The organism is Escherichia sp. E1V33 (genome assembly GCF_004211955.1).
Lineage (GTDB): Bacteria > Pseudomonadota > Gammaproteobacteria > Enterobacterales > Enterobacteriaceae > Escherichia.
Window position 1 is genome coordinate 82,292 of record NZ_RHJI01000009.1, and the last position, 26,455, is coordinate 108,746.

Genomic DNA, 26,455 nt, shown 5'->3' on the forward strand with positions numbered 1-26,455 from the left:
AAGCTAAATTACTTCAACATATTACGAATGACATAATGCAAAATACCGTCGTTCTGGTAATAGGTTAATTCCGTTGCAGTGTCGATGCGACAACGGCATGGCACAACGTCCTGAGCACCATCAGCTCGCGTTAGTATCACAGGAACCGTAGCGCCAGGTTGAAGATTCTGCAGATCGGCAATATCAATCTTCTCTTCCCCCGTCAGCCCTAACGATTTACGCGTCACACCTTGCGGAAACTCCAGCGGCAAAATGCCCATGCCGATTAAATTCGAACGGTGAATACGTTCAAACGATTCGGCAATCACCACGCGAATACCGAGCAAACGCGGGCCTTTTGCCGCCCAGTCTCGACTCGAACCTGACCCATATTCTTTCCCGGCAATGACCGCCAGCGGTGTTTTCTCCTGCTGATAGCGCATCGCCGCGTCATAAATAGAGATAACATCATTGCCTGGTAGATGGCGCGTCATCCCCCCTTCAACACCAGGCACCATTTCGTTACGAATGCGAATATTGGCGAACGTGCCACGCATCATCACTTCATGGTTACCACGACGCGAACCGTAGGAGTTAAAGTCTTTACGCTCAACACCACGACCTTGTAGATATCTACCCGCCGGGCTATCAGGCTTAATACTGCCCGCCGGAGAGATATGGTCAGTGGTAACCGAATCACCCAGCATTGCAAGAATTCGCGCGCCGTGAATATCTTCCACTGGCGCAGGTGTTGCCTGCATTTCATCAAAGAAAGGTGATAAGCGAATGTAGGTTGAATCATCCTGCCATCCGTAGGTATCTGATCGTACAACCTTAATCTCTTTCCACTCTGCAGTTCCTTCGAAAACTTCCGCGTACTCTTTACGGAACATTTCAGTAGAGACTTGCGCAACAGCGCGGGCAATCTCTTGAGCAGATGGCCAGATATCTTTCAGATATACCGGATCGCCTTTGCGATCATGGCCGATAGGGTCAGAAGCCAGGTTGATATTCATATTTCCCGCCAGCGCATAGGCAACTACCAGCGGCGGCGAGGCCAGCCAGTTGGTTTTAACCAGCGGATGAATACGGCCTTCAAAGTTACGATTGCCAGACAGTACCGCGCCAACGGTTAAATCGCCTTTTTTGATCGCGGTTTCGATAGGATCCGGTAACGGACCAGAGTTACCAATACAGGTGGTACAGCCATAGCCCACAAGGTTAAAGCCAAGTTCATCAAGATACGGCGTCAGTTTGGCTTTTGCCAGATAGTCAGAAACCACCTTCGAGCCAGGTGCGAGAGATGCTTTGACCCACGGTTGTCGCTTGAGGCCCATAGTTACGGCTTTTTTCGCCAGCAAACCTGCGGCCATCAGCACGCTGGGGTTAGAGGTGTTGGTGCACGACGTTATCGCGGAAATAACCACTGCGCCATCCGGCAACTGATACTGATGCCCGTTCATTACATAATCGACTGGCTCGCGATCTTTATGCGTGGCGTTCACTTCCAGTTCGTTACTGGCGGCAAAAGCTTTGGGTACATCGGGCAGTGCAACGCGATCTTGTGGGCGTTTTGGCCCTGCCAGACTAGCTTCAACGTCATTCATATCCAGTTCTAACGTACTGGTAAAAATCGGCTCATCACCTGCGTTACGCCACATCCCCTGCGCTTTAGCATATTTCTCAACCAGTTCAACCTGGTCTTCACTACGCCCGCTTAACCGCATGTAATCGAGAGTGACAGCATCGATTGGGAAGAAGCCGCAGGTCGCACCATATTCCGGCGACATGTTGGCAATGGTCGCACGATCAGCCAGTGGCAGTGAGTCCAGGCCATCACCGTAAAATTCGACGAATTTACCTACTACGCCATGTTTACGTAGCATCTGAGTAACGGTCAGCACCAGATCGGTGGCGGTAATGCCTTCACGGAGTTTACCGGTGAGTTTAAAGCCCACCACATCAGGAATAAGCATGGAAACTGGCTGACCTAACATCGCTGCTTCCGCTTCGATCCCACCAACGCCCCAGCCCAGCACACCAAGGCCGTTGATCATTGTCGTGTGCGAGTCGGTACCGACGAGCGTATCCGGATAAGCAATCCACTCACCCTCCTGCAACTCACTCCACACAGCCTTACCGAGATATTCCAGGTTCACCTGGTGGCAAATCCCGGTGCCTGGCGGCACGACGCTAAAACGACTGAACGCCTGTTGTCCCCATTTCAGAAACACATAACGCTCGTGGTTGCGCTCCATTTCCAGGCGTACGTTTTCTTCAAATGCCTCATCATCGCCAAAGCGATCGACGGTCACAGAGTGGTCAATCACCAGATCGACCGGTGAGAGCGGATTCACCTTCGCAGTATCGCCGCCGAGGCGTTTAACCGCTTCGCGCATTGCCGCCAGATCAACAACAGCAGGCACGCCGGTAAAATCCTGCATTAGCACCCTTGCCGGGCGGTAGGCAATTTCACGGTCAGCATGGGCATTTTTCAGCCATCCCGCCAGCGCATGAATATCTTCTTCGGTGACCGAATTGCCGTCCTGCCAGCGCAGCAGGTTTTCGAGCAGAACTTTGAGTGATTTAGGCAGACGGGTGATATCACCCAGTGATTTGGCAGCAAGCGGCAGGCTGTAGTAGTGGTAAGTTTTGTCTTTGGCCTGCAACGTGTCCTTACTGGCTTCTCGTAGGGTTGACGACATAGCTCCTCCTTAATGACAGGGTTGCGATGCCCTGATTCTCTTCAGGGTGAATATTAAAGATAACACAAACATCGCGTAACGATTTGATAACAACTCAAATTGATAAAAGAGGAGAAGCCTTGTGGCAAAGTAAAAGAAAACCCCGCCGCAGCGGGGTCAGGGATTAGTGAGTAACAATCCAGAGGAGTTCGGCCCAGAATAGCATCGACAGAAAAAATGCGCCCATCCAGGACCAGTATTTCATATTTGTAGTGATCATAGGCTACACCCTTAACTGTTATTACTTTATGTTGAGATAACTCAACCTGTTATTGCTGTGGTGTATTAAAAGCCGTTTAATTCATTAATATATTGGTTAACAAGAATGATGATAATTATTGTTTCTGCTGATCATCTTCAGCAAACATCTCTATAAAGGCTTGCTGTTGCGGTGTTAGTTTCCAGCTATGGGGTAAAACGACGGAACAGTCCCGTTTCGTTTCCGTTTCATTGTCATTGTACTGACATAATGGTGACGGCTCCTGATGTTGCTCCTGAACAACCATAGTTACCCCCACACTTTCCAAATCAGCAGTGCGACAACCACCCAAAAGAGCGCTGAACCAAGAAATACCGCAAGCCAGGCTTTGCGTTTTAATTCAGGGTCCCGGCGGGGGGCCTGATTTCCAGAAGGCATTGCTAACCTCATATAATCGCCATCACTTATCAGCACGACGCTAAACGATTGGTATAATTAATCAAATGATAGGACAAATCCTAATGAAACTTTAGTCAAAAATCCAGCGAATTTACGAATCGTTTCCAGTGAATAATTCAATCTTTTGACCTGAAATAGATATTTGAAGAGTGGAGTTTGCAACGCGGATAAATAGACACTACTTTAAGCCCGATTTACCGTAAAAAATTTGTGGATATTTATATTATGAGCGACTAACAAATAAAAATAAATAGAGGATATATTCCGGCACCTTTGTCACATAAAAAGATGCCGGAAATAACGTGGGTAATTATTTTTCTGGCAATTTGATATCTTTGAACATGACTTCAATTTCTTCATTGGAACGCAGTGCAACGGCGGCATCAACGACGTCTCGCGTTAAATGCGGCGCAAAACGCTGAATGAAATCATACATATAGCTGCGTAAAAACGTACTACGGCGAAAACCAATTTTAGTTGTGCTGTGGCTGAAGATATCATGTGCATCGACACGCACCAGATCGGGGTCTGAAACCGGATCGACCGCCATGCTGGCAATCACCCCTACTCCGAGCCCAAGACGGACATAGGTTTTAATGACGTCAGCGTCAGTTGCTGTGAAGACAATACGCGGCGTCAGCCCTGCGCGGTTAAAGGCTGTGTCCAGTTCGGAACGGCCAGTAAAGCCGAAGGTATAGGTTACTAGCGGATACTGCGCCAGTTCTTCAATCGTGATTTCCTTTTTGCCCGCCAGAGGATGATCCGGGGTTACCACAATAGCCCGGTTCCAGTGGTAGCACGGCAACATCACTAAATCTTCATATAAATGCAGGGCTTCCGTGGCAATTGCGAAATCGGCATTACCTTTAGAGACTGCATCAGCAATTTGTGTTGGCGAGCCCTGATGCATATGCAAAGAAACTCGAGGATAACGCTCGATAAAGCCTTTAATGACATTTGGCAGCGCATAACGTGCCTGAGTATGGGTCGTGGCAATATACAGCGAACCTTTATCAGGCCAGGTGTGCTCACCGGCGACGGATTTAATGGCGTCGACCTTTGACAACACTTCACGAGCAATACGAATAATTTCCTGCCCTGCGGGGGTTACCTGCGTCAGGTGCTTACCGCTACGGGAAAAAATTTGAATGCCCAGCTCATCTTCCAACATTCTGACTTGCTTACTGATCCCGGGTTGTGATGTATAAAGTCCTTCAGCCGTTGAGGAGACATTCAGGTTATGATTGACTACCTCAACAATATAGCGAAGTTGTTGTAATTTCATGTTAAACCATCCAATTAGACGCCATCAGAACATCGTTTTTTCGTCACACCTGGCGGGTGACTAATACGATTTAATAATAAAAAAAGTGATAACTATAACCACTATATCATTTATAGCTTTAGTGTATAGGTATGTAGAAAAAATAATATGCAATGAAAAAGGGCCGCTTTTGCGACCCTTTGTTTATAAAAACCTGACAGACTTAAAGGTTATTTTTTTCCTTCAACCCATTTGCCATCAACATAAAATGCTGACCAGCCAGTTGCCTTTCCGTCTTTTTCCGAAGAGACATATTGCTGTTTGGTTTTACGGCTAAAGCGAACCATTGTCTTATTACCATCTGGATCCTGCTGTGGCGCATCCGCCAGATAACGCAGTTTTTCCGGCAGACGGTCGCGGAAGCGATAAAGCTCTTCCACCAGCGGTGCACGCGTTTCACGAGATTTCGGGAAGGTGTTGGCAGCCAGGAACACGCCAGCAGCGCCGTCACGCAGCACGAAATAAGCATCTGATTTTTCGCACGCTAATTCTGGCAGCGGAACCGGATCTTCTTTCGGTGGCGCCACTTCGCCGTTACGTAAAATCTTACGCGTGTTTTTACACTCTTCGTTGGTGCAGGCCATGTATTTACCGAAACGCCCCATTTTCAGGTGCATTTCAGAGCCACATTTTTCACACTCAACGATCGGGCCGTCATAACCTTTAATGCGGAATTCGCCCTCTTCGATCTCGTAACCGTCGCAGGTTGGGTTATTACCACAGACATGCAACTTACGTTTCGGATCGATGAGATAGCTGTCCATCGCCGTGCCGCATTTCGGGCAACGACGTTTTGCGCGCAGCGCGTTGGTTTCAGCGTCTTCGCCTTCCAGCACGTTCAGCACTTCGTTTTCCGGCACCAGGTTAATGGTGGTTTTGCAACGCTCTTTCGGCGGCAGCGCATAGCCAGAACAGCCAAGGAATACCCCGGTGCTCGCTGTGCGAATACCCATTTTGCGACCACAGGTCGGGCAGTCGATGCTGGTCAGAACCATCTGGTTCGGACGCATACCCCCCTCTTCCGGATCTTTTTCAGCTTTATCTAACTGCTGAGTGAAATCCGAGAAGAAGTGATCCAGTACAGCTTTCCATTCCGCTTCGTGATTTGCCACCTGGTCGAGGCTGTTTTCCATCTGCGCGGTGAAGTCGTAGTTCATTAACTCGCGGAAATTCTCTTCCAGGCGATCGGTGACGATTTCGCCCATTTTTTCCGCATAGAAACGACGATTTTCTACTCGCACATAGCCACGATCCTGAATGGTCGAAATGATCGACGCATAGGTAGACGGACGACCGATACCACGTTTTTCCAGTTCTTTAACCAGCGATGCTTCACTGAAACGGGCTGGCGGCTTGGTAAAGTGCTGGGCTGGTGTCAGTTCAACGAGCGTCAGAGCATCGCCTTTATCGACTGCCGGTAAAATACGATCTTCATCGCCTTTACGCAGCGCAGGCATCACTTTCGTCCAGCCATCAAAGCGCAGAATACGTCCGCGTGCTTTCAGGCGGAAATCACCTGCACCAACGGTCAGCGTGGTGGAATCATATTTCGCTGGGGTCATCTGACAGGCAACGAACTGACGCCAGATTAACTGGTAAAGTTTCTGTGCGTCCGCTTCCATATCCTTCAGCGATTCCGCCATCACATTGACGTCAGAAGGACGAATCGCTTCGTGCGCTTCCTGTGAGTTTTCTTTGCTGGCGTACTGATTCGGACTTTCTGGCAGATATTTATTACCAAAATTATCGCTGATATAACCGCGAACCATATTTACCGCGTCCTGACTCAGATTAGTGGAGTCGGTACGCATGTAAGTGATATAGCCTGCTTCATACAGACGCTGCGCCATCATCATGGTTTTTTTCACGCCAAAACCAAGACGGGTGCTGGCAGCCTGTTGCAGCGTGGAGGTAATAAAAGGAGCGCCAGGTTTACTGGTGGTCGGTTTGTCTTCACGTTCCAGCACGCTATAGCGCGCTTTTTCCAGCAGACTTACCGCGGCCTGAGTTTGTTCTTTATTTACCGGACGGAACGGTTTGTCATTCTGATGGGTTACCTGCAAAGCCAATGCTTCGCCGGATGGCGTGGTCGTGCTGGCATCCACTTCCCAGAACTCTTCCGGTACGAACGCTTTAATTTCACGCTCACGTTCGACCACCAGACGGACCGCCACCGACTGAACACGACCGGCAGACAGACCACGCGCAATTTTTTTCCACAGCAGCGGAGAAACCATATACCCCACCACGCGGTCCATAAAGCGACGCGCCTGCTGGGCATTAACACGATCGATGTTCAGCTCACCAGGCTTGTTAAATGCCTGACGAATCGCGTTTTTAGTAATTTCGTTAAATACCACTCGGCTATAGCGCGCATCATCACCACCAATCACTTCCCGCAGGTGCCATGCAATGGCTTCCCCTTCGCGGTCAAGGTCGGTTGCGAGATAAATGTGGTCGGCTTTTTCAGCCAGTTGTTTCAGTTCAGAGACGACCTTCTCTTTACCTGGCAACACTTCATAGTGCGCCTCCCAATTGTGCCACGGGTCAACCCCCATACGGTTGACGAGAGCGCCACGTTCATCCTTTTTAGGCTTTTTAGCCGTCTTGGTGGAGGTAGAGTCGGCACTCTTTTTGGCAGCTGAGCCACTGGTCGGCAAATCGCGGATGTGACCGACGCTGGATTTCACCACGTAGTCACTACCCAGATACTTGTTGATCGTTTTGGCTTTTGCCGGGGACTCAACGATGACAAGAGCTTTACCCATATTCACCTTACCTAATTTGATTCTTCCAGGAATGCGTCGCACATTGATAAACCTTCCACTGGCAACGAGTTACCGATATGGACTCGCTCTCTGCGGATATCAACCCCTTGTCGTGACTCTGTTCACGAAAATTCAGGTGACTGAGTTAACAGGTCTTGGCCTACAGGCGCTATAGCACGACGTAATTTTGGTCGAATGTCAAGCAAATCTATTGCCAGATTGACGAAAGCGTCACACTGTACCTGATAAAATCCGTTACGCAACTTTATTAGCATGCAAAATCCAAAGTTGCCAGTAAGGCGCTCTTGCCGTCAGCGTGGTATATTTGTCTGCAAGCCATGCCTGGCGTAGACTAATGTCCTTGTTTAAGGAGTAAATAATGAACAAAGAGACACAACCCATCGACCGCGAAACGCTGTTGAAAGAGGCTAACAAAATCATTCGTGAGCATGAGGATACGCTCGCAGGAATTGAAGCCACCGGCGTCACGCAGCGTAATGGCGTGCTGGTGTTTAGCGGCGATTATTTTTTAGATGAACAAGGATTGCCGACAGCGAAAAGCACCGCGGTGTTTAATATGTTCAAACACCTGGCCCATGTGCTCTCGGAAAAATACCATCTGGTCGATTAAAGCAAAACGCGAGGTTTTACCCTCGCGTTTATCTTTTACAGCAACGGCTTTTGCCCGCGTTGCCACCAGCGTAGCAACAATCGGTCGGCGCTCTCTGCCGCGCTACCAGTGAATCGATCGATCAACCGTTTACGTTGCATATAACGCACATTGACCACTTCACGGCCTTCCATCAGGCTAAGGATCACTTCATCACTGGTGTTGATTTCGTCAACCAGGCCTTTCTCCACCGCCTGTTGTCCGTACCAGTGTTCCCCGGTTGCCACCTGTTCAATGTCCAGAGATGGACGCATACGCTTCACAAAATCTTTAAATAACTGATGCGTTTCGTTCAGTTCTTCGCGGAATTTCTCGCGCCCTTCTTCTGTATTTTCACCCAGCAATGTCAGCGTGCGCTTATATTGCCCGGCAGTGTGCAGTTCGATATCAATGTCTTTGCTTTTCAGGAAGCGGTTAAAGTTAGGCATTTGCGCAACAACACCAATGGAGCCAACAATGGCAAACGGCGCTGAAACAATTTTATCCGCCACACAGGCCATCATGTAACCGCCGCTGGCAGCCACTTTGTCTACCGTAACGGTTAAAGGAATATTTTTATCGCGCAGGCGCTGCAACTGTGAAGCCGCCAGACCGTAACCATGTACCATGCCGCCGGGACTTTCCAGACGCAGAACTACCTGATCCTGCGGTTTAAATGCCGCGAGTACCGCAGTGACCTCTTCACGTAGCGCGTTCACTTCATGGGCATCCATACTGCCTTTGAAATCCAGCACCCAGACACGTGGCTTGCTTTCGGTAGCCACCTCGCCCAGCTTAGCTTTTGCTTTCGCTGCCTTCGCTTCTTGCTTGTGCTTTTTCTTCTGCGCTTTGTGCCACTGTTTTTGCTGATGCGGATCCATCAGCGCCGCAGCCAGTTCTTCTTTCATCTCCTTATACTGTTCGCTGAGATTGTTGACGCGTAACTCGCCACGCTGGCGTTTATTACGTTGAGCAACATTGACAATAATGGCGGCAATAGCCGCAATCGCCACCACAACAGTGACGATTTTCGCCAAAAACAAACCATATTCAGACAACAATTCCACGAGTCCCACCTTGGTTAAACAACGCTTTGGCTCACAGTTTACAACAGGCATGTTAAACCGTCTCGCAGAGATGTTATTGCGGCGAAAGTATGACAAAGTATTCATTTTGCGGCGTTATCGCCCCAGGCTGATTGAAATGACCTTCTGTTTCAGGCATAAAACCCCAAAGTCATAAAGTACACTGGCAGCGCGACTGTTGATGTCGTCGGGGAGTAGCCATGCATTACCAACCAAAACAAGATTTACTTAATGATCGTATTATCCTGGTGACAGGCGCCAGCGACGGCATTGGCCGTGAAGCCGCTTTAACTTATGCGCGCTATGGCGCGACGGTCATTCTGCTGGGCCGGAACGAAGAAAAATTACGTCAGGTGGCCCAGAGCGCGTTCGAAGAGACAGGACGCCAGCCGCAGTGGTTTATTCTTGATTTACTGACCTGTACGTCCGAAGACTGCCAACAACTGGCACAGCGCATTGCTGTTAATTATCCACGTCTGGACGGCGTGCTGCATAATGCCGGATTGCTTGGCGACGTTTGCCCAATGCGCGAGCAAAACCCGCAGGTCTGGCAGGACGTTATGCAGGTCAACGTTAATGCCACCTTTATGCTCACCCAGGCACTGCTTCCTTTATTACTCAAATCGGACGCTGGTTCACTGGTCTTTACTTCATCAAGCGTTGGACGTCAGGGACGTGCCAACTGGGGGGCATATGCAGTGTCGAAATTTGCCACCGAAGGGATGATGCAGGTACTGGCCGATGAATATCAGCAGCGTCTGCGCGTCAACTGCATTAACCCAGGTGGTACGCGCACCGCAATGCGTGCCAGTGCCTTCCCGACCGAAGATCCACTGAAACTCAAAACACCCGCTGATATCATGCCGCTCTACCTTTGGCTGATGGGCGATGACAGCCGCCGTAAAACCGGCATGACCTTTGACGCCCAACCGGGCCGTAAACCAGGAATTTCCCAATGAATGATGAACGCTACCAACAGCGTCAACAGCGAGTGAAAGAGAAAGTAGATGCCCGTGTGGCCCAGGCCCAGGATGAACGCGGCATTATCATCGTATTTACTGGCAATGGAAAAGGCAAAACCACCGCGGCATTTGGTACAGCAACTCGCGCGGTTGGCCATGGCAAAAAAGTGGGCGTCGTGCAGTTTATTAAAGGGACCTGGCCTAACGGCGAGCGCAATTTGCTGGAGCCACATGGCGTCGAGTTTCAGGTGATGGCAACAGGCTTTACCTGGGATACGCAAAATCGCGAGTCTGATACCGCCGCCTGTCGTGAAGTCTGGCAACATGCCAAACGGATGCTGGCAGATCCTTCACTGGATATGGTTTTGCTTGATGAGCTGACTTATATGGTGGCGTATGACTATTTGCCACTGGAAGAAGTGATTCAGGCGTTAAATGAACGTCCACATCAGCAAACCGTCATTATTACGGGTCGAGGCTGTCATCGGGATATACTCGAACTGGCGGATACGGTAAGTGAGTTACGCCCCGTGAAACATGCGTTTGATGCTGGCGTAAAAGCGCAGATAGGGATTGATTACTAATCTGTAAAAATGCCGGATATGACGTCCGGCATACTTTGATTAACCGTTATTACGCCCACCAGAACGACGTCCGCCGCTCACTTGACTGTGACGTTTCACCGCACGACGAATCTGATTCGCCTTCATGCGACGACGGTCTTTTTCTACAGCAACTTTAGAACTGGTTTCTGGCGGTAATTCCACCAGCTCACGCAGATAGTTAGTCTGGGCAAGATCCAGCTCCGTCCAGCCGCCTCGTGGCAGACCTTTCGGCAGTGGGATATCACCGTAACGAACACGGATTAGGCGGCTTACCTGCACACCAACCGCTTCCCACAAACGACGAACTTCACGGTTACGGCCTTCGGTCAGAGTAACGTTGTACCACTGGTTGATCCCTTCGCCGCCGCTGAACTTGATGGTTTTAAAGGCTGCCGGACCGTCTTCCAGCTGCACACCACGGCTTAAATCACGCAGTTTCGCGTCGTCAACCTGACCAAATACGCGCACGGCATATTCACGTTCAACTTCGCGGCTTGGATGCATTAAACGGTTTGCCAGTTCACCGTCGGTGGTGAACAGCAACAGACCACAGGTGTTAACGTCCAGACGACCTACGGCAATCCAGCGTGCTCCACGCAGCTTTGGCAGACGGTCAAACACCGTTGGACGCCCTTCCGGATCGTTACGGGTACACAACTCACCTTCCGGTTTGTAATAGGCCAGAACGCGACAGATTTGTTCAGCGGACTCACGTACCGAAATCAGGTGACCATCGATACGGATTTTCAGCCCAGGGGTAACTTCAACGCGATCGCCGAGTTTAGCAATTTTGCCATCGACACTCACACGACCGGCTTCAATAATAGATTCGATTTCACGGCGAGAACCGTGGCCGGCACGCGCCAGCACTTTCTGTAACTTTTCGCTCATTGAGCTTCCTTTTGGTGTCGCCTTCCCAGGCGTCTGGTATGCTTTTGTGCAGCAGTGGGCCAGAATTATCACCAGACCCACTGATATTAAAGTCTGTTTGAACTCTTCAGGCCGTAGCTGGCCTGCCTTTGAGGCGGAACATCATACACGATCTTTATGGTTAAAGCTTGTTTCGATTAACATCGGCTTTATTACCAACCACCACCAGCGCCAGTACCACCACTGGAAAAAATCAGCCCCAACAAACCAGTATAGACCAAGCAGCTAACTCCTTGTTTAATCTGCATATTTCTCGTCAGGAAATGAATATTCTCTTTAACGTCGAGAACACCATCGGGATACACACCGCCCAACGACCAACAACAAAATAATGCAGCGTAATATCCCTGCCATTGTCTTCCATCCGTGGAACACAATTTTTTATAAGAAAGGCGTCACATCACCCACGCCTTCACGTATGACGACTGGCGTATCATCGGTAAGATCGATAACTGTTGTGGGTTTCTGCCCGAGATAGCCGCCATGGATAATCAAATCCACCTGTTTTTCCAGACGATCTTTAATTTCTTCCGGGTCCGATTCGGTAAATTCGCTGCCTGGCAGCATTAGCGAAGTGGAAAGCATCGGTTCGCCCAATGCTTCAAGCAACGCCTGCGCAATCGGGTTAGAAGGCACACGCATACCGATGGTTTTGCGTTTTTCCTGTAACAGACGACGCGGCACTTCTTTCGTCCCTTTCAGGATAAAAGTGTAGTTACCCGGCGTGTTATTTTTCATCAAACGAAACGCAACGTTATCCACAAATGAATAGGTCGAGAGTTCAGAAAGATCGCGACACATCAGAGTAAAGTTGTGGCCGTCCGGCAGTTGGCGAATACGACAAATACGCTCCATCGCGTTTTTATCTTCAATTTTACAGCCAAGCGCATAGCCGGAATCGGTTGGATAAACAATCACCCCGCCTTTACGCACGATCTCCACCGCCTGATTAATCAGACGTTGCTGCGGGTTATCAGGATGAATATAAAAAAACTGGCTCATAATTCCCTCTCTGTGGTGTTCTGCGGCTGTTCCCATAGCTGCCAGACGCCTTCAACGCCTGCGGGCAGCCAGAGTTTACGACCCAGTTCGATCCACGGGCATGGCTGATGAAAATCAGATCCTTGTGATGCCCATAAATGGTGCTGGCGGGCAAGTGTCGCCAGCTGGGTGCGTTCATTGGGCGATTGCTGGCACTGCGCGACTTCCATCGCGTCGCCGTGGTGTTCGGCAAAATGCGCAACCAATCTTTTCAGCCATTTAGCACTAAGATTGTACCGCCCTGGATGAGCTAGCACCGCCTTACCGCCAGAATGATGAATGACATCAATAGCTTGTTCTATTGTACACCACTGTGGCGGAACGTATCCGGTTTTCCCGCGCGCCAGATACTTTTTAAAGACATCCGCCATTGAACTGGCTTTGCCGCACTCCACAAGGAAACGAGCAAAATGACCGCGCGTTACTGCGCCGCCCTGCGCCAGTCGTTGCGCGCCTTCCAGTGCCCCAGGTATTTGCGCTTTTTCAAGTCTTTCGGCAATGAGCTGCGCCCGCTGATTGCGGCGTTCTGTCTGCTGCGCGAGGAACTCACACATTAGCGGGTGAGTAATATCAATATTCAGCCCGACAATATGAATTTCATGATTTTCCCAGACCGTGGAAATTTCCACGCCGGGAATAAGATTCAGCGCCAGTCCCGAACGTGAAATTTCCTCTCTTGCTGGTGCGATTGCAGCTGTGGTGTCATGGTCGGTGATTGCCAGGGTGCCGACGCGCATCTCGACTGCACGGTGCACCAATGCTTCTGGCGTCAGGCAACCATCGGAGGCTGTGGTGTGGCTGTGCAGGTCGTAAATTACTGCGTAATTCGTGTCGCTCAAGGCGCACTCCCGTTCTGGATAATGTTTTTTGCGCCGACATCATAACGGTTCTGGCAAATATTCTGAAATGAGCTGTTGACAATCAATCATCGAACTAGTTAACTAGTACGCAAGTTCACGTAAAAAGGGTATCGACAATGAAAGCAATTTTCGTACTGAAAGGTTGGTGGTGCACTTCCTGAAACGGGCAGTGTATTCACCATGCGTAAAGCAATCAGATACCCAGCCCGCCTCATAAGCGGGTTTTTTTTTGAGCAAAATTAGAGAATAACAATGCAAACACAAAAACCGACTCTCGAACTGCTAACCTGTGAAGGCGCTTATCGCGACAATCCCACCGCGCTTTTTCACCAATTGTGTGGGGATCGTCCGGCAACGCTGCTGCTGGAATCCGCAGATATCGACAGCAAAGATGATTTAAAAAGCCTGCTGCTGGTAGACAGTGCGCTGCGCATTACAGCTTTAGGTGACACTGTCACAATTCAGTCCCTTTCCGGCAACGGCGAAGCCCTGCTGACACTACTGGATAACGCCCTGCCTGCGGGTGTGGAAAATGAACAATTACCAAACTGCCGTGTGCTGCGCTTCCCCCCTGTCAGTCCACTGCTGGATGAAGACGCTCGCTTATGCTCCCTTTCGGTTTTTGACGCTTTCCGCTTATTGCAGAATCTGTTGAATGTACCGAAGGAAGAACGAGAAGCCATGTTCTTCGGCGGCCTGTTCTCTTATGATCTGGTGGCGGGATTTGAAGATTTACCGCAACTGGCAGCGGAAAATAACTGCCCTGATTTCTGTTTTTATCTCGCTGAAACGCTGATGGTTATCGATCATCAGAAGAAAAGCACCCGCATTCAGGCCAGCCTGTTTGCTCCGAATGAAGAAGAAAAACAACGTCTCACTGCTCGCCTGAACGAACTACGTCAGCAACTGACCGAAGCCGCGCCACCGCTGCCGGTGGTTTCCGTGCCGCATATGCGTTGTGAATGTAATCAGAGCGATGAAGAGTTCGGTGGCGTAGTGCGTTTGTTGCAAAAAGCGATTCGCGCCGGAGAAATTTTCCAGGTGGTTCCATCTCGCCGTTTCTCTCTGCCCTGCCCGTCACCGCTGGCGGCCTATTACGTGCTGAAAAAGAGTAATCCCAGCCCGTACATGTTTTTTATGCAGGATAATGATTTCACTCTGTTTGGCGCCTCGCCGGAAAGTTCGCTCAAGTATGACTCCACCAGCCGCCAGATTGAGATCTACCCGATTGCAGGAACACGTCCACGCGGTCGTCGTGCCGATGGCTCGCTGGACAGAGACCTCGACAGCCGCATCGAACTGGAAATGCGTACCGATCATAAAGAGCTTTCTGAACATCTGATGCTGGTAGATCTCGCCCGAAATGACCTTGCGCGCATTTGTACTCCGGGCAGCCGCTACGTTGCCGATCTCACCAAAGTTGACCGTTATTCCTATGTGATGCACCTCGTCTCCCGCGTGGTCGGTGAGTTGCGCCACGATCTCGACGCCCTGCACGCTTACCGCGCCTGTATGAATATGGGCACGTTAAGCGGTGCGCCGAAAGTGCGCGCGATGCAGTTAATTGCCGAAGCCGAAGGTCGTCGCCGCGGCAGCTACGGCGGCGCGGTGGGCTACTTCACCGCGCACGGCGATCTCGACACCTGCATTGTGATCCGCTCAGCGCTGGTGGAAAACGGCGTCGCCACCGTGCAAGCCGGTGCTGGCGTAGTCCTTGATTCTGTTCCGCAGTCGGAAGCCGACGAAACCCGTAATAAAGCCCGCGCTGTACTGCGCGCTATCGCCACCGCGCACCATGCACAGGAGACGTTCTGATGGCTGACATTCTGCTGCTCGATAATATCGACTCTTTTACTTACAACCTGGCAGATCAGTTGCGCAGCAATGGTCATAACGTGGTGATTTACCGCAACCATATTCCGGCGCAGACCTTAATCGAACGCCTGGCGACGATGAGCAATCCGGTGCTGATGCTTTCTCCTGGACCCGGTGTGCCGAGCGAAGCCGGTTGTATGCCGGAACTCCTCACCCGCTTGCGTGGCAAGCTGCCAATTATTGGCATTTGCCTCGGACATCAGGCGATTGTCGAAGCTTACGGGGGCTATGTCGGTCAGGCGGGCGAAATTCTTCACGGTAAAGCGTCGAGCATTGAACATGACGGTCAGGCGATGTTTGCCGGATTAACAAACCCGCTGCCGGTAGCGCGTTATCACTCGTTGGTTGGCAGTAATATTCCGGCAGGTTTAACCATCAACGCTCATTTTAATGGCATGGTGATGGCAGTGCGTCACGATGCGGATCGCGTTTGTGGATTCCAGTTCCATCCGGAATCCATTCTTACTACCCAGGGCGCTCGCCTGCTGGAACAAACGCTGGCCTGGGCGCAGCAGAAACTGGAACCGACTAACACGCTGCAACCGATTCTGGAAAAACTGTATCAGGCGCAGACCCTTAGTCAGCAGGAAAGTCACCAGCTATTTTCAGCGGTGGTACGTGGCGAACTGAAACCGGAACAACTGGCGGCGGCGCTGGTGAGCATGAAAATTCGCGGCGAGCACCCAAACGAAATCGCCGGAGCAGCAACCGCGCTACTGGAAAACGCCGCGCCGTTCCCACGCCCGGATTATCTGTTTGCTGATATCGTCGGTACTGGCGGTGACGGCAGCAACAGTATCAACATTTCTACCGCCAGTGCGTTTGTCGCCGCGGCCTGTGGGCTGAAAGTGGCGAAACACGGCAACCGTAGCGTCTCCAGTAAATCTGGCTCGTCCGATCTGCTGGCGGCATTCGGTATTAATCTTGATATGAATGCCGATAAATCGCGCCAGGCGCTGGATGAGTTAGGCGTCTGTTTCCTCTTTGCGCCGAAGTATCACACCGGATTCCGCCACGCGATGCCAGTTCGCCAGCAACTGAAAACCCGCACCCTGTTCAACGTGCTGGGACCACTGATTAACCCGGCGCATCCGCCGCTGGCGTTAATTGGTGTCTACAGCCCGGAACTGGTGCTGCCGATTGCCGAAACCTTGCGCGTGCTGGGGTATCAACGCGCGGCGGTGGTACACAGCGGCGGAATGGACGAAGTTTCCTTACACGCGCCAACGATTGTTGCCGAGCTGCACGATGGCGAAATTAAGAGCTATCAGCTGACCGCTGAAGATTTTGGCCTGACGCCTTACCACCAGGAGCAACTGGCAGGCGGAACACCGGAAGAAAACCGTGACATTTTAACACGCTTGTTACAAGGTAAAGGCGACGCCGCCCATAAAGCAGCTGTCGCGGCGAATGTCGCCATGTTAATGCGCCTGCATGGCCATGAAGATCTGCACGCCAATGCGCAAACCGTTCTTGAGGTACTGCGCAGTGGTTCAGCTTACGACAGAGTCACCGCACTGGCGGCACGAGGGTAAATGATGCAAACCGTTTTAGCAAAAATCGTCGCAGACAAGGCGATTTGGGTAGAAGCCCGCAAACAGCAGCAACCGCTGGCCAGTTTTCAGAAGGAGGTTCAGCCGAGCACGCGGCATTTTTATGATGCGCTACAGGGTGCACGCACGGCGTTTATTCTGGAGTGCAAGAAAGCGTCGCCGTCAAAAGGCGTGATCCGTGATGATTTCGATCCGGCACGCATTGCAACCGTCTACAGAAATTACGCTTCGGCAATTTCGGTGCTGACTGACGAGAAATATTTTCAGGGAAGCTTTGATTTCCTCCCCATCGTCAGTCAAATCGCCCCACAGCCGATTTTATGTAAAGACTTCATTATCGACCCTTACCAGATCTATCTGGCGCGCTATTACCAGGCCGATGCCTGCTTATTAATGCTTTCAGTACTGGATGACGAACAATATCGCCAGCTTGCTGCTGTCGCCCATAGTCTGGAGATGGGTGTGCTGACCGAAGTTAGTAATGACGAGGAACTGGAGCGCGCCATTGCATTGGGGGCAAGAGTTGTCGGTATCAACAACCGCGATCTGCGTGATTTGTCGATCGATCTCAACCGCACGCGCGAGCTTGCGCCGAAACTGGGGCACAACGTGACGGTGATCAGCGAATCCGGCATCAATACTTACGCTCAGGTGCGCGAGTTAAGCCACTTCGCTAATGGTTTTCTGATTGGTTCGGCGCTGATGGCCCATGATGATTTGAACGCCGCCGTGCGCCGGGTGTTGCTGGGCGAGAATAAAGTGTGTGGCCTGACGCGTGGGCAAGATGCTAAAGCCGCTTATGATGCGGGGGCGATTTACGGTGGGTTGATATTTGTTACAACGTCACCGCGCTGCGTCAATGTTGAACAGGCGCAAGCGGTGATGACTGCGGCAACGTTGCAATACGTTGGCGTGTTCCGCAATCACGATATTGCCGATGTGGTGGACAAAGCTAAGGTGTTATCGCTGGCGGCAGTACAACTGCATGGCAGTGAAGACCAGCATTATATCGATGAACTACGTAAGGCATTGCCGGAAAACGTTGCCATCTGGAAAGCATTAAGCGTCGGTGAAACGCTGCCCGCACGCGATTTGCAGCACGTCGATAAATATGTTTTTGATAACGGTCAGGGCGGGAGCGGGCAACGTTTCGACTGGTCACTATTAAACGGTCAATCGCTTGGCAACGTTCTGCTGGCGGGAGGCTTAGGCGCAGATAACTGCGTGGAAGCGGCAAAAACCGGCTGCGCCGGGCTTGATTTTAATTCTGCTGTAGAGTCGCAACCGGGCATCAAAGACGCACGTCTTTTGGCCTCGGTTTTCCAGACGCTGCGCGCATATTAAGGAAAGGAACAATGACAACATTACTTAACCCCTATTTTGGTGAGTTTGGCGGCATGTACGTGCCACAAATCCTGATGCCTGCTCTGCGCCAGCTGGAAGAAGCTTTTGTCAGCGCGCAAAAAGATCCTGAATTTCAGGCCCAGTTCAACGACCTGCTGAAAAACTATGCCGGGCGTCCAACCGCACTGACCAAATGCCAGAACATTACGGCTGGGACGAACACCACGCTGTATCTGAAGCGCGAAGATTTGCTGCACGGCGGCGCGCATAAAACCAACCAGGTGCTCGGTCAGGCTTTACTGGCGAAGCGGATGGGTAAAACCGAAATCATCGCCGAAACCGGGGCCGGTCAGCATGGCGTGGCGTCGGCCCTTGCCAGCGCCCTGCTCGGCCTGAAATGCCGTATTTATATGGGGGCCAAAGACGTTGAACGCCAGTCGCCAAACGTTTTTCGTATGCGCTTAATGGGTGCGGAAGTGATCCCGGTGCATAGCGGTTCCGCGACGCTGAAAGATGCCTGTAACGAGGCGCTACGCGACTGGTCCGGCAGTTATGAAACCGCGCACTATATGCTGGGCACCGCAGCTGGCCCGCATCCTTATCCGACCATTGTGCGTGAGTTTCAGCGGATGATTGGCGAAGAAACCAAAGCACAGATTCTGGAAAGAGAAGGTCGCCTGCCGGATGCTGTTATCGCCTGTGTTGGCGGCGGTTCGAATGCCATCGGTATGTTTGCTGATTTCATCAACGAAACCAATGTCGGCCTGATTGGCGTGGAGCCAGGCGGTCACGGTATCGAAACCGGCGAGCATGGCGCACCATTGAAACATGGTCGCGTGGGCATCTATTTCGGTATGAAAGCACCGATGATGCAAACCGAAGACGGGCAGATTGAAGAATCTTACTCCATTTCTGCCGGGCTGGATTTCCCGTCCGTCGGCCCGCAACACGCGTATCTTAACAGCACTAGACGCGCTGATTACGTGTCTATTACCGATGATGAAGCCCTGGAAGCCTTCAAAACGCTGTGCCTGCACGAAGGGATTATCCCGGCGCTGGAATCCTCCCACGCCCTGGCCCACGCACTGAAAATGATGCGTGAAAACCCGCAAAAAGAGCAGCTGCTGGTAGTTAACCTTTCCGGTCGCGGCGATAAAGACATCTTCACCGTTCACGATATTTTGAAAGCACGAGGGGAAATCTGATGGAACGCTACGAATCTCTGTTTGCCCAGTTGAAGGAGCGCAAAGAAGGCGCATTCGTTCCTTTCGTCACGCTCGGGGATCCGGGCATTGAGCAGTCGCTGAAAATTATCGATACGTTGATCGAAGCAGGTGCTGATGCATTGGAGCTAGGCATCCCCTTCTCCGACCCGCTGGCCGATGGCCCGACCATTCAAAACGCCACACTGCGGGCTTTTGCCGCGGGTGTGACCCCGGCACAATGTTTTGAGATGCTGGCACTGATTCGTCAAAAGCATCCGACCATTCCGATCGGCCTTTTGATGTACGCCAACCTGGTGTTTAACAAAGGCATTGATGAGTTTTATGCTCAATGTGAAAAAGTGGGCGTCGATTCGGTGTTGGTTGCCGATGTGCCAGTAGAAGAGTCTGCGCCCTTCCGCCAGGCCGCGTTGCGCCATAACGTCGCACCTATCTTCATCTGCCCGCCAAATGCCGATGACGACCTGCTGCGCCAGATAGCCTCTTACGGTCGCGGTTACACCTATTTGCTGTCGCGAGCGGGCGTGACCGGAGCAGAAAACCGCGCCGCGTTACCCCTCAATCATCTGGTTGCGAAGCTGAAAGAGTACAACGCTGCGCCTCCATTGCAGGGATTTGGTATTTCCGCCCCGGATCAGGTAAAAGCAGCGATTGATGCAGGAGCTGCGGGCGCGATTTCTGGTTCGGCCATTGTTAAAATCATCGAGCAACATATTAATGAGCCAGAGAAAATGCTGGCGGCACTGAAAGTTTTTGTACAACCGATGAAAGCGGCGACGCGCAGTTAATACGAGACAAACCGCCAGAAAACATCTGGCGGTTTATTGACGGGCAAATAATTAAAAACGATAACCCGCAGAGAACATAAATACCCACGGTTCAAGGCGGACATTGTCAGAGTAATGTCCTGCTGGCAGCACTGCGCCGTTGGATTTATATTTCACCTCAGTGTCGATATCCATGTACCAGACCGACATATTCAGCAACCAGTCACGGTTGATGAGATAATCCACACCGACTTGTCCTGCCACACCCCATGAATCTTTCAGACTAAGGTCGGATAAGCCAAGACCTTCACCGGTGTCATTGAAGTCATTATTAAAAAAGGTGGTGTAGTTAATACCCGCACCAATGTAAGGACGGAATTTACTGCCGGAATCGCCAAAATACCATTGTGCCATCAGTGTTGGCGGTAAATGGTGGACTGTCGCAATATCCCCGGTTGTGGCTGTGCCAACCTTATGACGAAACGGCGATGCCGCCAGCAATTCCACACCAATGTTATCGGTCGCCATATAAGTGAAGGTCAGGCCCAGTTGGGTGTTATTGGTCACGCTAAAGCCACCCAGACTTCCCAGAGTTCCATCCGCGCCTTCCGTTGGACGCACCGTTGCCGAACCTGCACGAATGAAAAACTCGCCTGCCTCATGCGCAAAGGCAGTGCCAGAGAGAAGAGTTGTTACTGCCAATGCCGCCACTGTTAATTTTTTCATGTTCGCTCCGTCGTTATGGTTATAAAAACGCGACGAATATACCTACATTGGAGTAACAAATGATCCTACATAGATCACATTACATTCGCTAAATGACCATTTATTGATCTGGATTAATTTAGAAGTTGTATCGCAAATCCTGGTTAATGTGACTCAAATCAATTTGAATGCTTTTCATCTCCGAAAGTATTCTTTTGCTACCTTATTGGCCTTTTAAGCAGGCGGTAAGTTGCGGTATTTATGCATACAGCCCTTCTGCTTGTCAGGAATTTGTCGTGTCCGGAGAAAGCAATAGATCCTGTGATCGCACCCACGCACGCTGTGGATTACCTGCGCTTTACAAAGATATGCTTTTCCATACAAGTCGTGATGCTGCCACTGAAGGGATAACCAGGGTACAATTGCCCGCTAATTAACACCTGCATAAAACTCAAGGAGAGTGCATGTCTATCACGGCGCAGTCCGTATACCGTGACACCGGAAATTTCTTCCGTAATCAATTTATGACCATTCTGTTGGTATCATTGCTTTGTGCATTTATCACAGTGGTGTTAGGACATGTTTTCTCACCCAGTGACGCACAGCTTGCGCAGCTCAATGACGGCGCGCCCGTTAGTGGCAGCGGTGGGTTGTTCGATCTGGTGCAAAATATGTCCCCGGAACAGCAACAAATTTTGCTGCGTGCTTCCGCTGCGTCCACTTTTTCAGGATTAATCGGTAACGCCATTCTCGCCGGAGGCGTAATATTAATCATCCAACTGGTGTCTGCGGGTCAGAGAGTCAGTGCGCTGCGAGCTATTGGTGCCAGTGCGCCGATATTGCCAAAGTTATTTATTCTGATTTTTCTGACTACCCTTTTAGTACAGATTGGCATCATGCTGGTAGTCGTTCCGGGAATTTTAATGGCCATTTTACTGGCACTGGCGCCGGTAATGTTGGTGCAGGATAAAATGGGCGTTTTCGCCTCTATGCGCAGCAGTATGCGGCTGACATGGGCGAATATGCGCCTGGTGGCACCTGCTGTACTAAGCTGGTTACTGGCAAAAACGCTATTACTGCTGTTTGCCTCTTCGTTTGCCGCATTAACCCCGGAAATTGGCGCCGTACTGGCGAACACTTTAAGCAACCTGATTTCAGCCGTATTGCTTATCTATCTGTTCCGCCTGTACATGTTGATTCGCCAATAACCTGAAGTATTTGATTACGGAATCGTAAAATGAAGCAGTTTCTTGATTTTTTACCGCTGGTTGTCTTCTTCGCGTTCTACAAAATTTATGACATCTATGCGGCAACTGCGGCGCTCATCGTCGCCACAGCGATTGTGCTGATTTATAGCTGGGTTCGCTTCCGGAAAGTGGAGAAGATGGCCCTGATCACCTTTGTTCTGGTGGTCGTTTTCGGTGGTCTGACGCTGTTCTTCCACAATGATGAGTTTATTAAATGGAAGGTCACTGTCATCTACGCTCTGTTTGCCGGTGCTTTGTTGGTTAGCCAATGGATAATGAAAAAGCCGCTGATTCAGCGCATGCTGGGTAAAGAACTCACTCTACCGCAGCCGGTGTGGTCGAAACTTAATCTGGCCTGGGCAATCTTCTTTATTCTTTGCGGCCTGGCGAATATCTACATCGCATTCTGGCTACCGCAAAACATTTGGGTCAACTTCAAAGTATTCGGTCTGACCGCCCTCACCTTAATCTTCACGCTGTTAAGCGGTATTTATATCTACCGCCATATGCCTCAGGAAGATAAATCATAATCTGTCTGCCGGTCCTTCGGGGCCGGCGCTGTATCTCCTCTGTTCTCCTTTGGAAAATCATAGTAGCATCGCGCCTGTGATTTTCCTTTTATGTCGGTTTTACCATGTCTACAACACCTAACGTCCCTCAGGGCGATCTTGTTTTACGTACTTTAGCCATGCCAGCCGATACCAATGCCAATGGCGATATCTTTGGTGGTTGGTTGATGTCGCAGATGGATATTGGCGGTGCCATTCTGGCAAAAGAAATTGCCCACGGTCGCGTCGTGACCGTGCGGGTTGAAGGAATGACTTTCTTACGACCAGTTGCGGTTGGTGATGTGGTGTGCTGCTATGCACGCTGTGTCCAAAAAGGGACGACATCAGTTAGCATTAATATCGAAGTATGGGTGAAAAAAGTGGCGTCTGAACCGATTGGACAGCGCTATAAAGCGACGGAAGCGTTATTTAAGTATGTTGCCGTCGACCCTGAAGGAAAGCCTCGTGCCTTACCTGTAGAGTAATAGTCAAAAGCCTCCAGTTGGAGGCTTTTGATTTTCAGGTTATTGAATTTCGGTTGTGCCGTTAATTTTAAACAGGATATTCACCACAATGCCACTTCCGGGTTTCCCCGGCTCATAACGCCATCTGCGCATCGCGTTTTTCACTTCGCGCTCAAACATGTTCGCCGGTTTGGCTGAAAGAATTTGTACGTTATCCACGCGGCCATCCGGTGTTACGTCAAATTTAACTTTAACCTGCCCTTCAATGCGTAGTGCCTGCGCGCGCGCCGGATACTGCGGCTGATTACGGCTTAATGCCCGGGGACCAGACGCTACACTTGTGACCGGCTTGCTGGTTGCTGCCGTTGCTGTGCTTGATGTCGGACGAGCAGGTGCCGTATTTTCAAACGGTGATGCCGGACGCGACTCGACCGGCTTAACATCGCGTTTGGGCTGTTCCTGCACCTTTTTCACCGGCTTCGGTTTTGGCTTAGGTTTCGGCTTCGGCTTTTCAATGACCACCGGTGCTTCTTTTGGCGGTTCTGGTATCGGCTCAGGCTCCGGTTCTGGCTCTACTACTGGTTCCGGCTGTGGTTGAACGGCTTGTGGCGGCTCAAGTTCGGCCGGGGCAACCATGGTGACAGAAATCGGCTGCGCGGGCGCAGGTAGTTCAATAACCTGATGTACCGAGGTATAGAGTAGACCCGCCACAACAGCACCATGAATGCAGACCGAAAGTAACGTCGGCCAGGGGAAGCGGCGAGGTAAATCAAGGGTCATTGAAGTCATAATCGTTTCAGTAAAAAAACCAGGCCTCGATTTTAAATGCAAATAGCAATCATATTCAATAAGGCAAGACGATCAGGATCAGTGAAAACGCAATTTTTAGCGCTATTAACCTTACTTTTAGTGCTGCCTTAACAAAGACATCATCTTTCCGTTGCAGATCTTCTCCCTTTCAAATAACGTACTTTATAACTTTTCCGAACAAGGAGTTGTGCCCGTGTTGTATGTTATTTACGCTCAAGACAAAGCCGATAGCCTCGAAAAGCGCCTTTCCGTTCGTCCGGCACATTTAGCGCGTTTGCAGTTACTGCATGATGAAGGACGTCTGCTGACCGCCGGTCCAATGCCAGCGGTAGACAGTAACGATCCTGGCGCCGCAGGATTTACTGGCTCAACCGTTATTGCTGAATTTGAATCGCTGGAAGCAGCCCAGGCCTGGGCAGACGCCGACCCGTACGTAGCGGCGGGTGTCTATGAGCAAGTTTCCGTGAAACCCTTTAAGAAAGTGTTCTGAATATCAATGTCCAGGGGCGCGGTGACATAAACCGTGCTCTTGTTATTTCTTTATATTTACCGTTGCCCCCAATCCACTACCACAAACAGATAATAACTTTATCTGTATCTCCCTACATACCCTCGGCATCTCCGTCGAAAAATGACAAAATTTCTCTGACTGACTCGGTATTGATCAATCAAAACCTTTGATTGCTGCGGATAAAGTCATCTACTATGGTTTAACACATTCATGTGCGCATGTTTTTCACATTCTGTACGCGTGAAGATAATTAAACAAAATTGTGGTTACAGAGGTATCAGTGAGTCACTGGACTACATTCAAGCAAACAGCGGTAAATTTATGGGTGACCCTGCGGCACGATGTTATCGCGCTTGCGGTCCTTTTAAATGGATTGCTTATTTTTAAAACAATTTATGGCATGTCGGTCAACCTGCTCGATATTTTCCATATCCAGGCATTTTCAGAACTTGACCTCTCCTTGCTGGCCAATGCGCCACTGTTTATGCTCGGCGTCTTTCTTGTTTTGAACTCGTTCGGATTGCTATTTAGGGCAAAGCTGGCATGGGCTATTAGTATCATTTTATTGCTGATAACGCTGATTTATACCCTGCACTTTTATCCCTGGCTGAAATTCAGCATTGGTTTTTGCATCTTTACCCTGATAATTTTGTTGGTGCTGCGTAAAGACTTCTCTCACAGTAGTGCTGCAGCCGGGACAATTTTTGCTTTTATTAGTTTTACGACGTTACTGTTTTACTCTACCTACGGCGCACTTTATTTAAGCGAAGGTTTTAATCCGCGAATAGAGAGCCTAATGACCGCGTTCTATTTTTCGATAGAAACTATGTCAACCGTGGGCTACGGCGATATCGTCCCGGTTTCTGAATCAGCGCGCCTGTTTACTATTTCGGTCATTATTTCCGGTATTACCGTTTTTGCCACCTCCATGACCTCGATTTTCGGCCCGCTTATCCGCGGAGGATTCAATAAACTTGTGAAAGGAAACAATCATACAATGCATCGTAAAGATCACTTTATTGTTTGCGGGCACTCTATTCTGGCAATCAACACAATTCTACAACTGAATCAACGCGGACAAAACGTCACGGTTATCAGCAACCTGCCAGAGGATGACATAAAACAGCTTGAGCAAAGACTCGGTGACAACGCCGATGTTATCCCCGGTGACAGCAATGACAGTTCAGTACTAAAAAAAGCGGGAATTGATCACTGTCGGGCTATTCTGGCGTTAAGTGATAATGACGCCGATAATGCTTTTGTCGTTCTGTCGGCTAAAGATATGAGCAAAGATGTTAAAACCGTGCTTGCCGTCAGTGATAGCAAAAACCTGAATAAGATTAAGATGGTGCATCCGGATATCATTCTTTCTCCGCAGCTATTTGGTAGCGAGATACTGGCACGTATTCTCAATGGGGAAGAGATTAATAATGATATGCTCGTCTCGATGTTGCTGAACTCCGGACATGGCATTTTCAGCGATAACAATGACGACGAAACAAAAACTGACAACAATGAATCTGCGCAAAAATAGGTTTTAAAGGCGGAAAGATTATCTTAATGGGCACCGAGTTGGTGCCCAGAACATTTAGATATTGTAGATCGCAAACAATAACGAGTTTCGCTGTTTGTTTAGAATGCACTTCCTGATGCTGTGGATACGCATATTTCGGCGCGACTGCCCCTCAAGCCAACGCGATTTCCGTCGGCTAGCCTGACGCTGCATGCGCCAGCGCCCCACTTCCGTTCTACTCCGCTTCATGTTAACTACTCTATGCAATAACAGAGCGGTCATTATACCCC

27 protein-coding genes, 2 pseudogenes and 1 other annotated feature are annotated in these 26,455 nt (G+C 50.2%); of the genes and pseudogenes, 15 read left to right on the plus strand and 14 right to left on the minus strand.

Annotated features, from left to right (window positions below; genetic code table 11):
- Positions 1-8 precede the first annotated feature (8 nt).
- From acnA to topA, 6 genes are all read right to left on the minus strand, one after another.
- Entirely contained in the window at positions 9-2,684 is a 2,676-nt protein-coding gene (gene acnA / locus D9742_RS07370) for an aconitate hydratase AcnA (RefSeq protein ID WP_130236461.1), read from the minus strand.
- 163 nt (positions 2,685-2,847) lie between these two features.
- The gene (gene ymiC / locus D9742_RS07380; protein ID WP_130236462.1) at positions 2,848-2,943 is read right to left on the minus strand and encodes a small membrane protein YmiC; all 96 of its coding nucleotides are present in this window, start codon (positions 2,941-2,943) and stop codon (positions 2,848-2,850) included.
- A 115-nt stretch (positions 2,944-3,058) separates the two neighbouring features.
- Entirely contained in the window at positions 3,059-3,229 is a 171-nt protein-coding gene (locus D9742_RS07385) for a hypothetical protein (protein WP_130236463.1), read from the minus strand.
- Positions 3,230-3,231: 2 nt separating this feature from the next.
- Positions 3,232-3,372: a YmiA family putative membrane protein gene (locus tag D9742_RS07390; protein WP_214251104.1), complete on the minus strand. Its 141-nt coding sequence runs from the start codon at positions 3,370-3,372 to the stop codon at positions 3,232-3,234.
- Positions 3,373-3,691: 319 nt separating this feature from the next.
- Entirely contained in the window at positions 3,692-4,666 is a 975-nt protein-coding gene (cysB, locus tag D9742_RS07395; RefSeq protein WP_064527218.1) for an HTH-type transcriptional regulator CysB, read from the minus strand.
- Positions 4,667-4,875: 209 nt separating this feature from the next.
- Positions 4,876-7,473 carry a type I DNA topoisomerase gene (gene topA, locus D9742_RS07400; RefSeq protein WP_130236464.1) on the minus strand — a complete coding sequence of 866 codons (2,598 nt, stop codon included), beginning with the start codon at positions 7,471-7,473 and terminating at the stop codon, positions 4,876-4,878.
- Positions 7,474-7,852: 379 nt separating this feature from the next.
- Here topA and D9742_RS07405 point away from each other — a divergent pair, with 379 nt between their 5' ends.
- Positions 7,853-8,104, plus strand: coding sequence for a YciN family protein (locus tag D9742_RS07405; protein WP_130208857.1), 252 nt, complete (start codon positions 7,853-7,855; stop codon positions 8,102-8,104).
- A gap of 35 nt (positions 8,105-8,139) precedes the next feature.
- On the opposite strand, the gene sohB is transcribed toward D9742_RS07405, so the two are convergent.
- Positions 8,140-9,189, minus strand: coding sequence for a protease SohB (gene sohB, locus D9742_RS07410; protein ID WP_130236465.1), 1,050 nt, complete (start codon positions 9,187-9,189; stop codon positions 8,140-8,142).
- 218 nt (positions 9,190-9,407) lie between these two features.
- Here sohB and D9742_RS07415 point away from each other — a divergent pair, with 218 nt between their 5' ends.
- Positions 9,408-10,166 (plus strand): YciK family oxidoreductase, encoded by a 759-nt coding sequence (locus D9742_RS07415; RefSeq protein ID WP_130236466.1) that lies wholly within the window; start codon positions 9,408-9,410, stop codon positions 10,164-10,166.
- Complete coding sequence (cobO, locus tag D9742_RS07420; protein WP_130236467.1) at positions 10,163-10,753, plus strand: cob(I)yrinic acid a,c-diamide adenosyltransferase; 591 nt, start codon at positions 10,163-10,165, stop codon at positions 10,751-10,753. Before D9742_RS07415 ends, cobO begins: the two co-directional genes overlap by 4 nt.
- A 39-nt stretch (positions 10,754-10,792) precedes the next feature.
- On the opposite strand, the gene rluB is transcribed toward cobO, so the two are convergent.
- From rluB to rnm, 4 genes and pseudogenes are all read right to left on the minus strand, one after another.
- A complete protein-coding gene (rluB, locus tag D9742_RS07425) occupies positions 10,793-11,665 on the minus strand; it encodes a 23S rRNA pseudouridine(2605) synthase RluB (RefSeq protein ID WP_001291216.1) in 873 nt (290 codons plus the stop codon).
- A 269-nt stretch (positions 11,666-11,934) separates the two neighbouring features.
- Positions 11,935-12,058: pseudogene (locus tag D9742_RS23365) on the minus strand (hypothetical protein); the annotation flags it as partial.
- 27 nt (positions 12,059-12,085) lie between these two features.
- Positions 12,086-12,706, minus strand: a complete 621-nt coding sequence (locus D9742_RS07430; RefSeq protein ID WP_130236468.1) for an L-threonylcarbamoyladenylate synthase — start codon at positions 12,704-12,706, stop codon at positions 12,086-12,088.
- Positions 12,703-13,584 (minus strand): RNase AM, encoded by an 882-nt coding sequence (rnm, locus tag D9742_RS07435; protein WP_001285663.1) that lies wholly within the window; start codon positions 13,582-13,584, stop codon positions 12,703-12,705. The genes D9742_RS07430 and rnm overlap by 4 nt, the downstream gene beginning before the upstream one ends.
- Positions 13,585-13,721: 137 nt before the next feature.
- Here rnm and trpL point away from each other — a divergent pair, with 137 nt between their 5' ends.
- From trpL to trpA, 6 genes are all read left to right on the plus strand, one after another.
- Positions 13,722-13,766 (plus strand): trp operon leader peptide, encoded by a 45-nt coding sequence (gene trpL / locus D9742_RS07440; RefSeq protein WP_130236528.1) that lies wholly within the window; start codon positions 13,722-13,724, stop codon positions 13,764-13,766.
- Positions 13,743-13,836 (plus strand) — a sequence feature (Trp leader region). Its footprint overlaps the gene before it by 24 nt.
- A gap of 21 nt (positions 13,837-13,857) precedes the next feature.
- Entirely contained in the window at positions 13,858-15,420 is a 1,563-nt protein-coding gene (gene trpE / locus D9742_RS07445) for an anthranilate synthase component I (protein WP_130236469.1), read from the plus strand.
- Positions 15,420-17,015 (plus strand): bifunctional anthranilate synthase glutamate amidotransferase component TrpG/anthranilate phosphoribosyltransferase TrpD, encoded by a 1,596-nt coding sequence (trpD, locus tag D9742_RS07450; protein ID WP_130236470.1) that lies wholly within the window; start codon positions 15,420-15,422, stop codon positions 17,013-17,015. Before trpE ends, trpD begins: the two co-directional genes overlap by 1 nt.
- Positions 17,016-18,377: a bifunctional indole-3-glycerol-phosphate synthase TrpC/phosphoribosylanthranilate isomerase TrpF gene (gene trpCF / locus D9742_RS07455; RefSeq protein ID WP_205712868.1), complete on the plus strand. Its 1,362-nt coding sequence runs from the start codon at positions 17,016-17,018 to the stop codon at positions 18,375-18,377.
- A gap of 11 nt (positions 18,378-18,388) precedes the next feature.
- Positions 18,389-19,582 carry a tryptophan synthase subunit beta gene (gene trpB, locus D9742_RS07460; RefSeq protein WP_130236471.1) on the plus strand — a complete coding sequence of 398 codons (1,194 nt, stop codon included), beginning with the start codon at positions 18,389-18,391 and terminating at the stop codon, positions 19,580-19,582.
- Entirely contained in the window at positions 19,582-20,388 is an 807-nt protein-coding gene (trpA, locus tag D9742_RS07465; protein ID WP_000443067.1) for a tryptophan synthase subunit alpha, read from the plus strand. The genes trpB and trpA overlap by 1 nt, the downstream gene beginning before the upstream one ends.
- A 51-nt stretch (positions 20,389-20,439) precedes the next feature.
- On the opposite strand, the gene ompW is transcribed toward trpA, so the two are convergent.
- Complete coding sequence (gene ompW / locus D9742_RS07470; RefSeq protein WP_130236472.1) at positions 20,440-21,093, minus strand: outer membrane protein OmpW; 654 nt, start codon at positions 21,091-21,093, stop codon at positions 20,440-20,442.
- Positions 21,094-21,294: 201 nt separating this feature from the next.
- Between ompW and D9742_RS23370 the strand changes: the two are divergent.
- The 4 genes and pseudogenes from D9742_RS23370 to yciA all read left to right on the plus strand — a co-directional run.
- Positions 21,295-21,509 (plus strand): annotated as a pseudogene (locus tag D9742_RS23370) (YkgJ family cysteine cluster protein); the annotation flags it as partial.
- A gap of 27 nt (positions 21,510-21,536) precedes the next feature.
- Positions 21,537-22,280, plus strand: coding sequence for a YciC family protein (locus tag D9742_RS07475; RefSeq protein ID WP_130236473.1), 744 nt, complete (start codon positions 21,537-21,539; stop codon positions 22,278-22,280).
- A gap of 29 nt (positions 22,281-22,309) precedes the next feature.
- A complete protein-coding gene (locus D9742_RS07480; protein ID WP_130236474.1) occupies positions 22,310-22,849 on the plus strand; it encodes a septation protein A in 540 nt (179 codons plus the stop codon).
- A gap of 104 nt (positions 22,850-22,953) precedes the next feature.
- The gene (gene yciA / locus D9742_RS07485; RefSeq protein WP_130236475.1) at positions 22,954-23,352 is read left to right on the plus strand and encodes an acyl-CoA thioester hydrolase YciA; all 399 of its coding nucleotides are present in this window, start codon (positions 22,954-22,956) and stop codon (positions 23,350-23,352) included.
- A gap of 39 nt (positions 23,353-23,391) precedes the next feature.
- On the opposite strand, the gene tonB is transcribed toward yciA, so the two are convergent.
- A complete protein-coding gene (gene tonB / locus D9742_RS07490; protein WP_130236530.1) occupies positions 23,392-24,111 on the minus strand; it encodes a TonB system transport protein TonB in 720 nt (239 codons plus the stop codon).
- A 223-nt stretch (positions 24,112-24,334) separates the two neighbouring features.
- Here tonB and D9742_RS07495 point away from each other — a divergent pair, with 223 nt between their 5' ends.
- Together D9742_RS07495 and kch are read left to right on the plus strand one after the other, a co-directional pair.
- Positions 24,335-24,631 (plus strand): YciI family protein, encoded by a 297-nt coding sequence (locus tag D9742_RS07495; RefSeq protein ID WP_000967596.1) that lies wholly within the window; start codon positions 24,335-24,337, stop codon positions 24,629-24,631.
- 301 nt (positions 24,632-24,932) lie between these two features.
- Positions 24,933-26,186, plus strand: coding sequence for a voltage-gated potassium channel protein (kch, locus tag D9742_RS07500; RefSeq protein WP_130236476.1), 1,254 nt, complete (start codon positions 24,933-24,935; stop codon positions 26,184-26,186).
- Positions 26,187-26,240: 54 nt separating this feature from the next.
- Here kch and D9742_RS07505 read toward each other — a convergent pair whose 3' ends face one another.
- Complete coding sequence (locus D9742_RS07505) at positions 26,241-26,414, minus strand: YciY family protein (RefSeq protein ID WP_001309467.1); 174 nt, start codon at positions 26,412-26,414, stop codon at positions 26,241-26,243.
- Positions 26,415-26,455 lie beyond the last annotated feature (41 nt).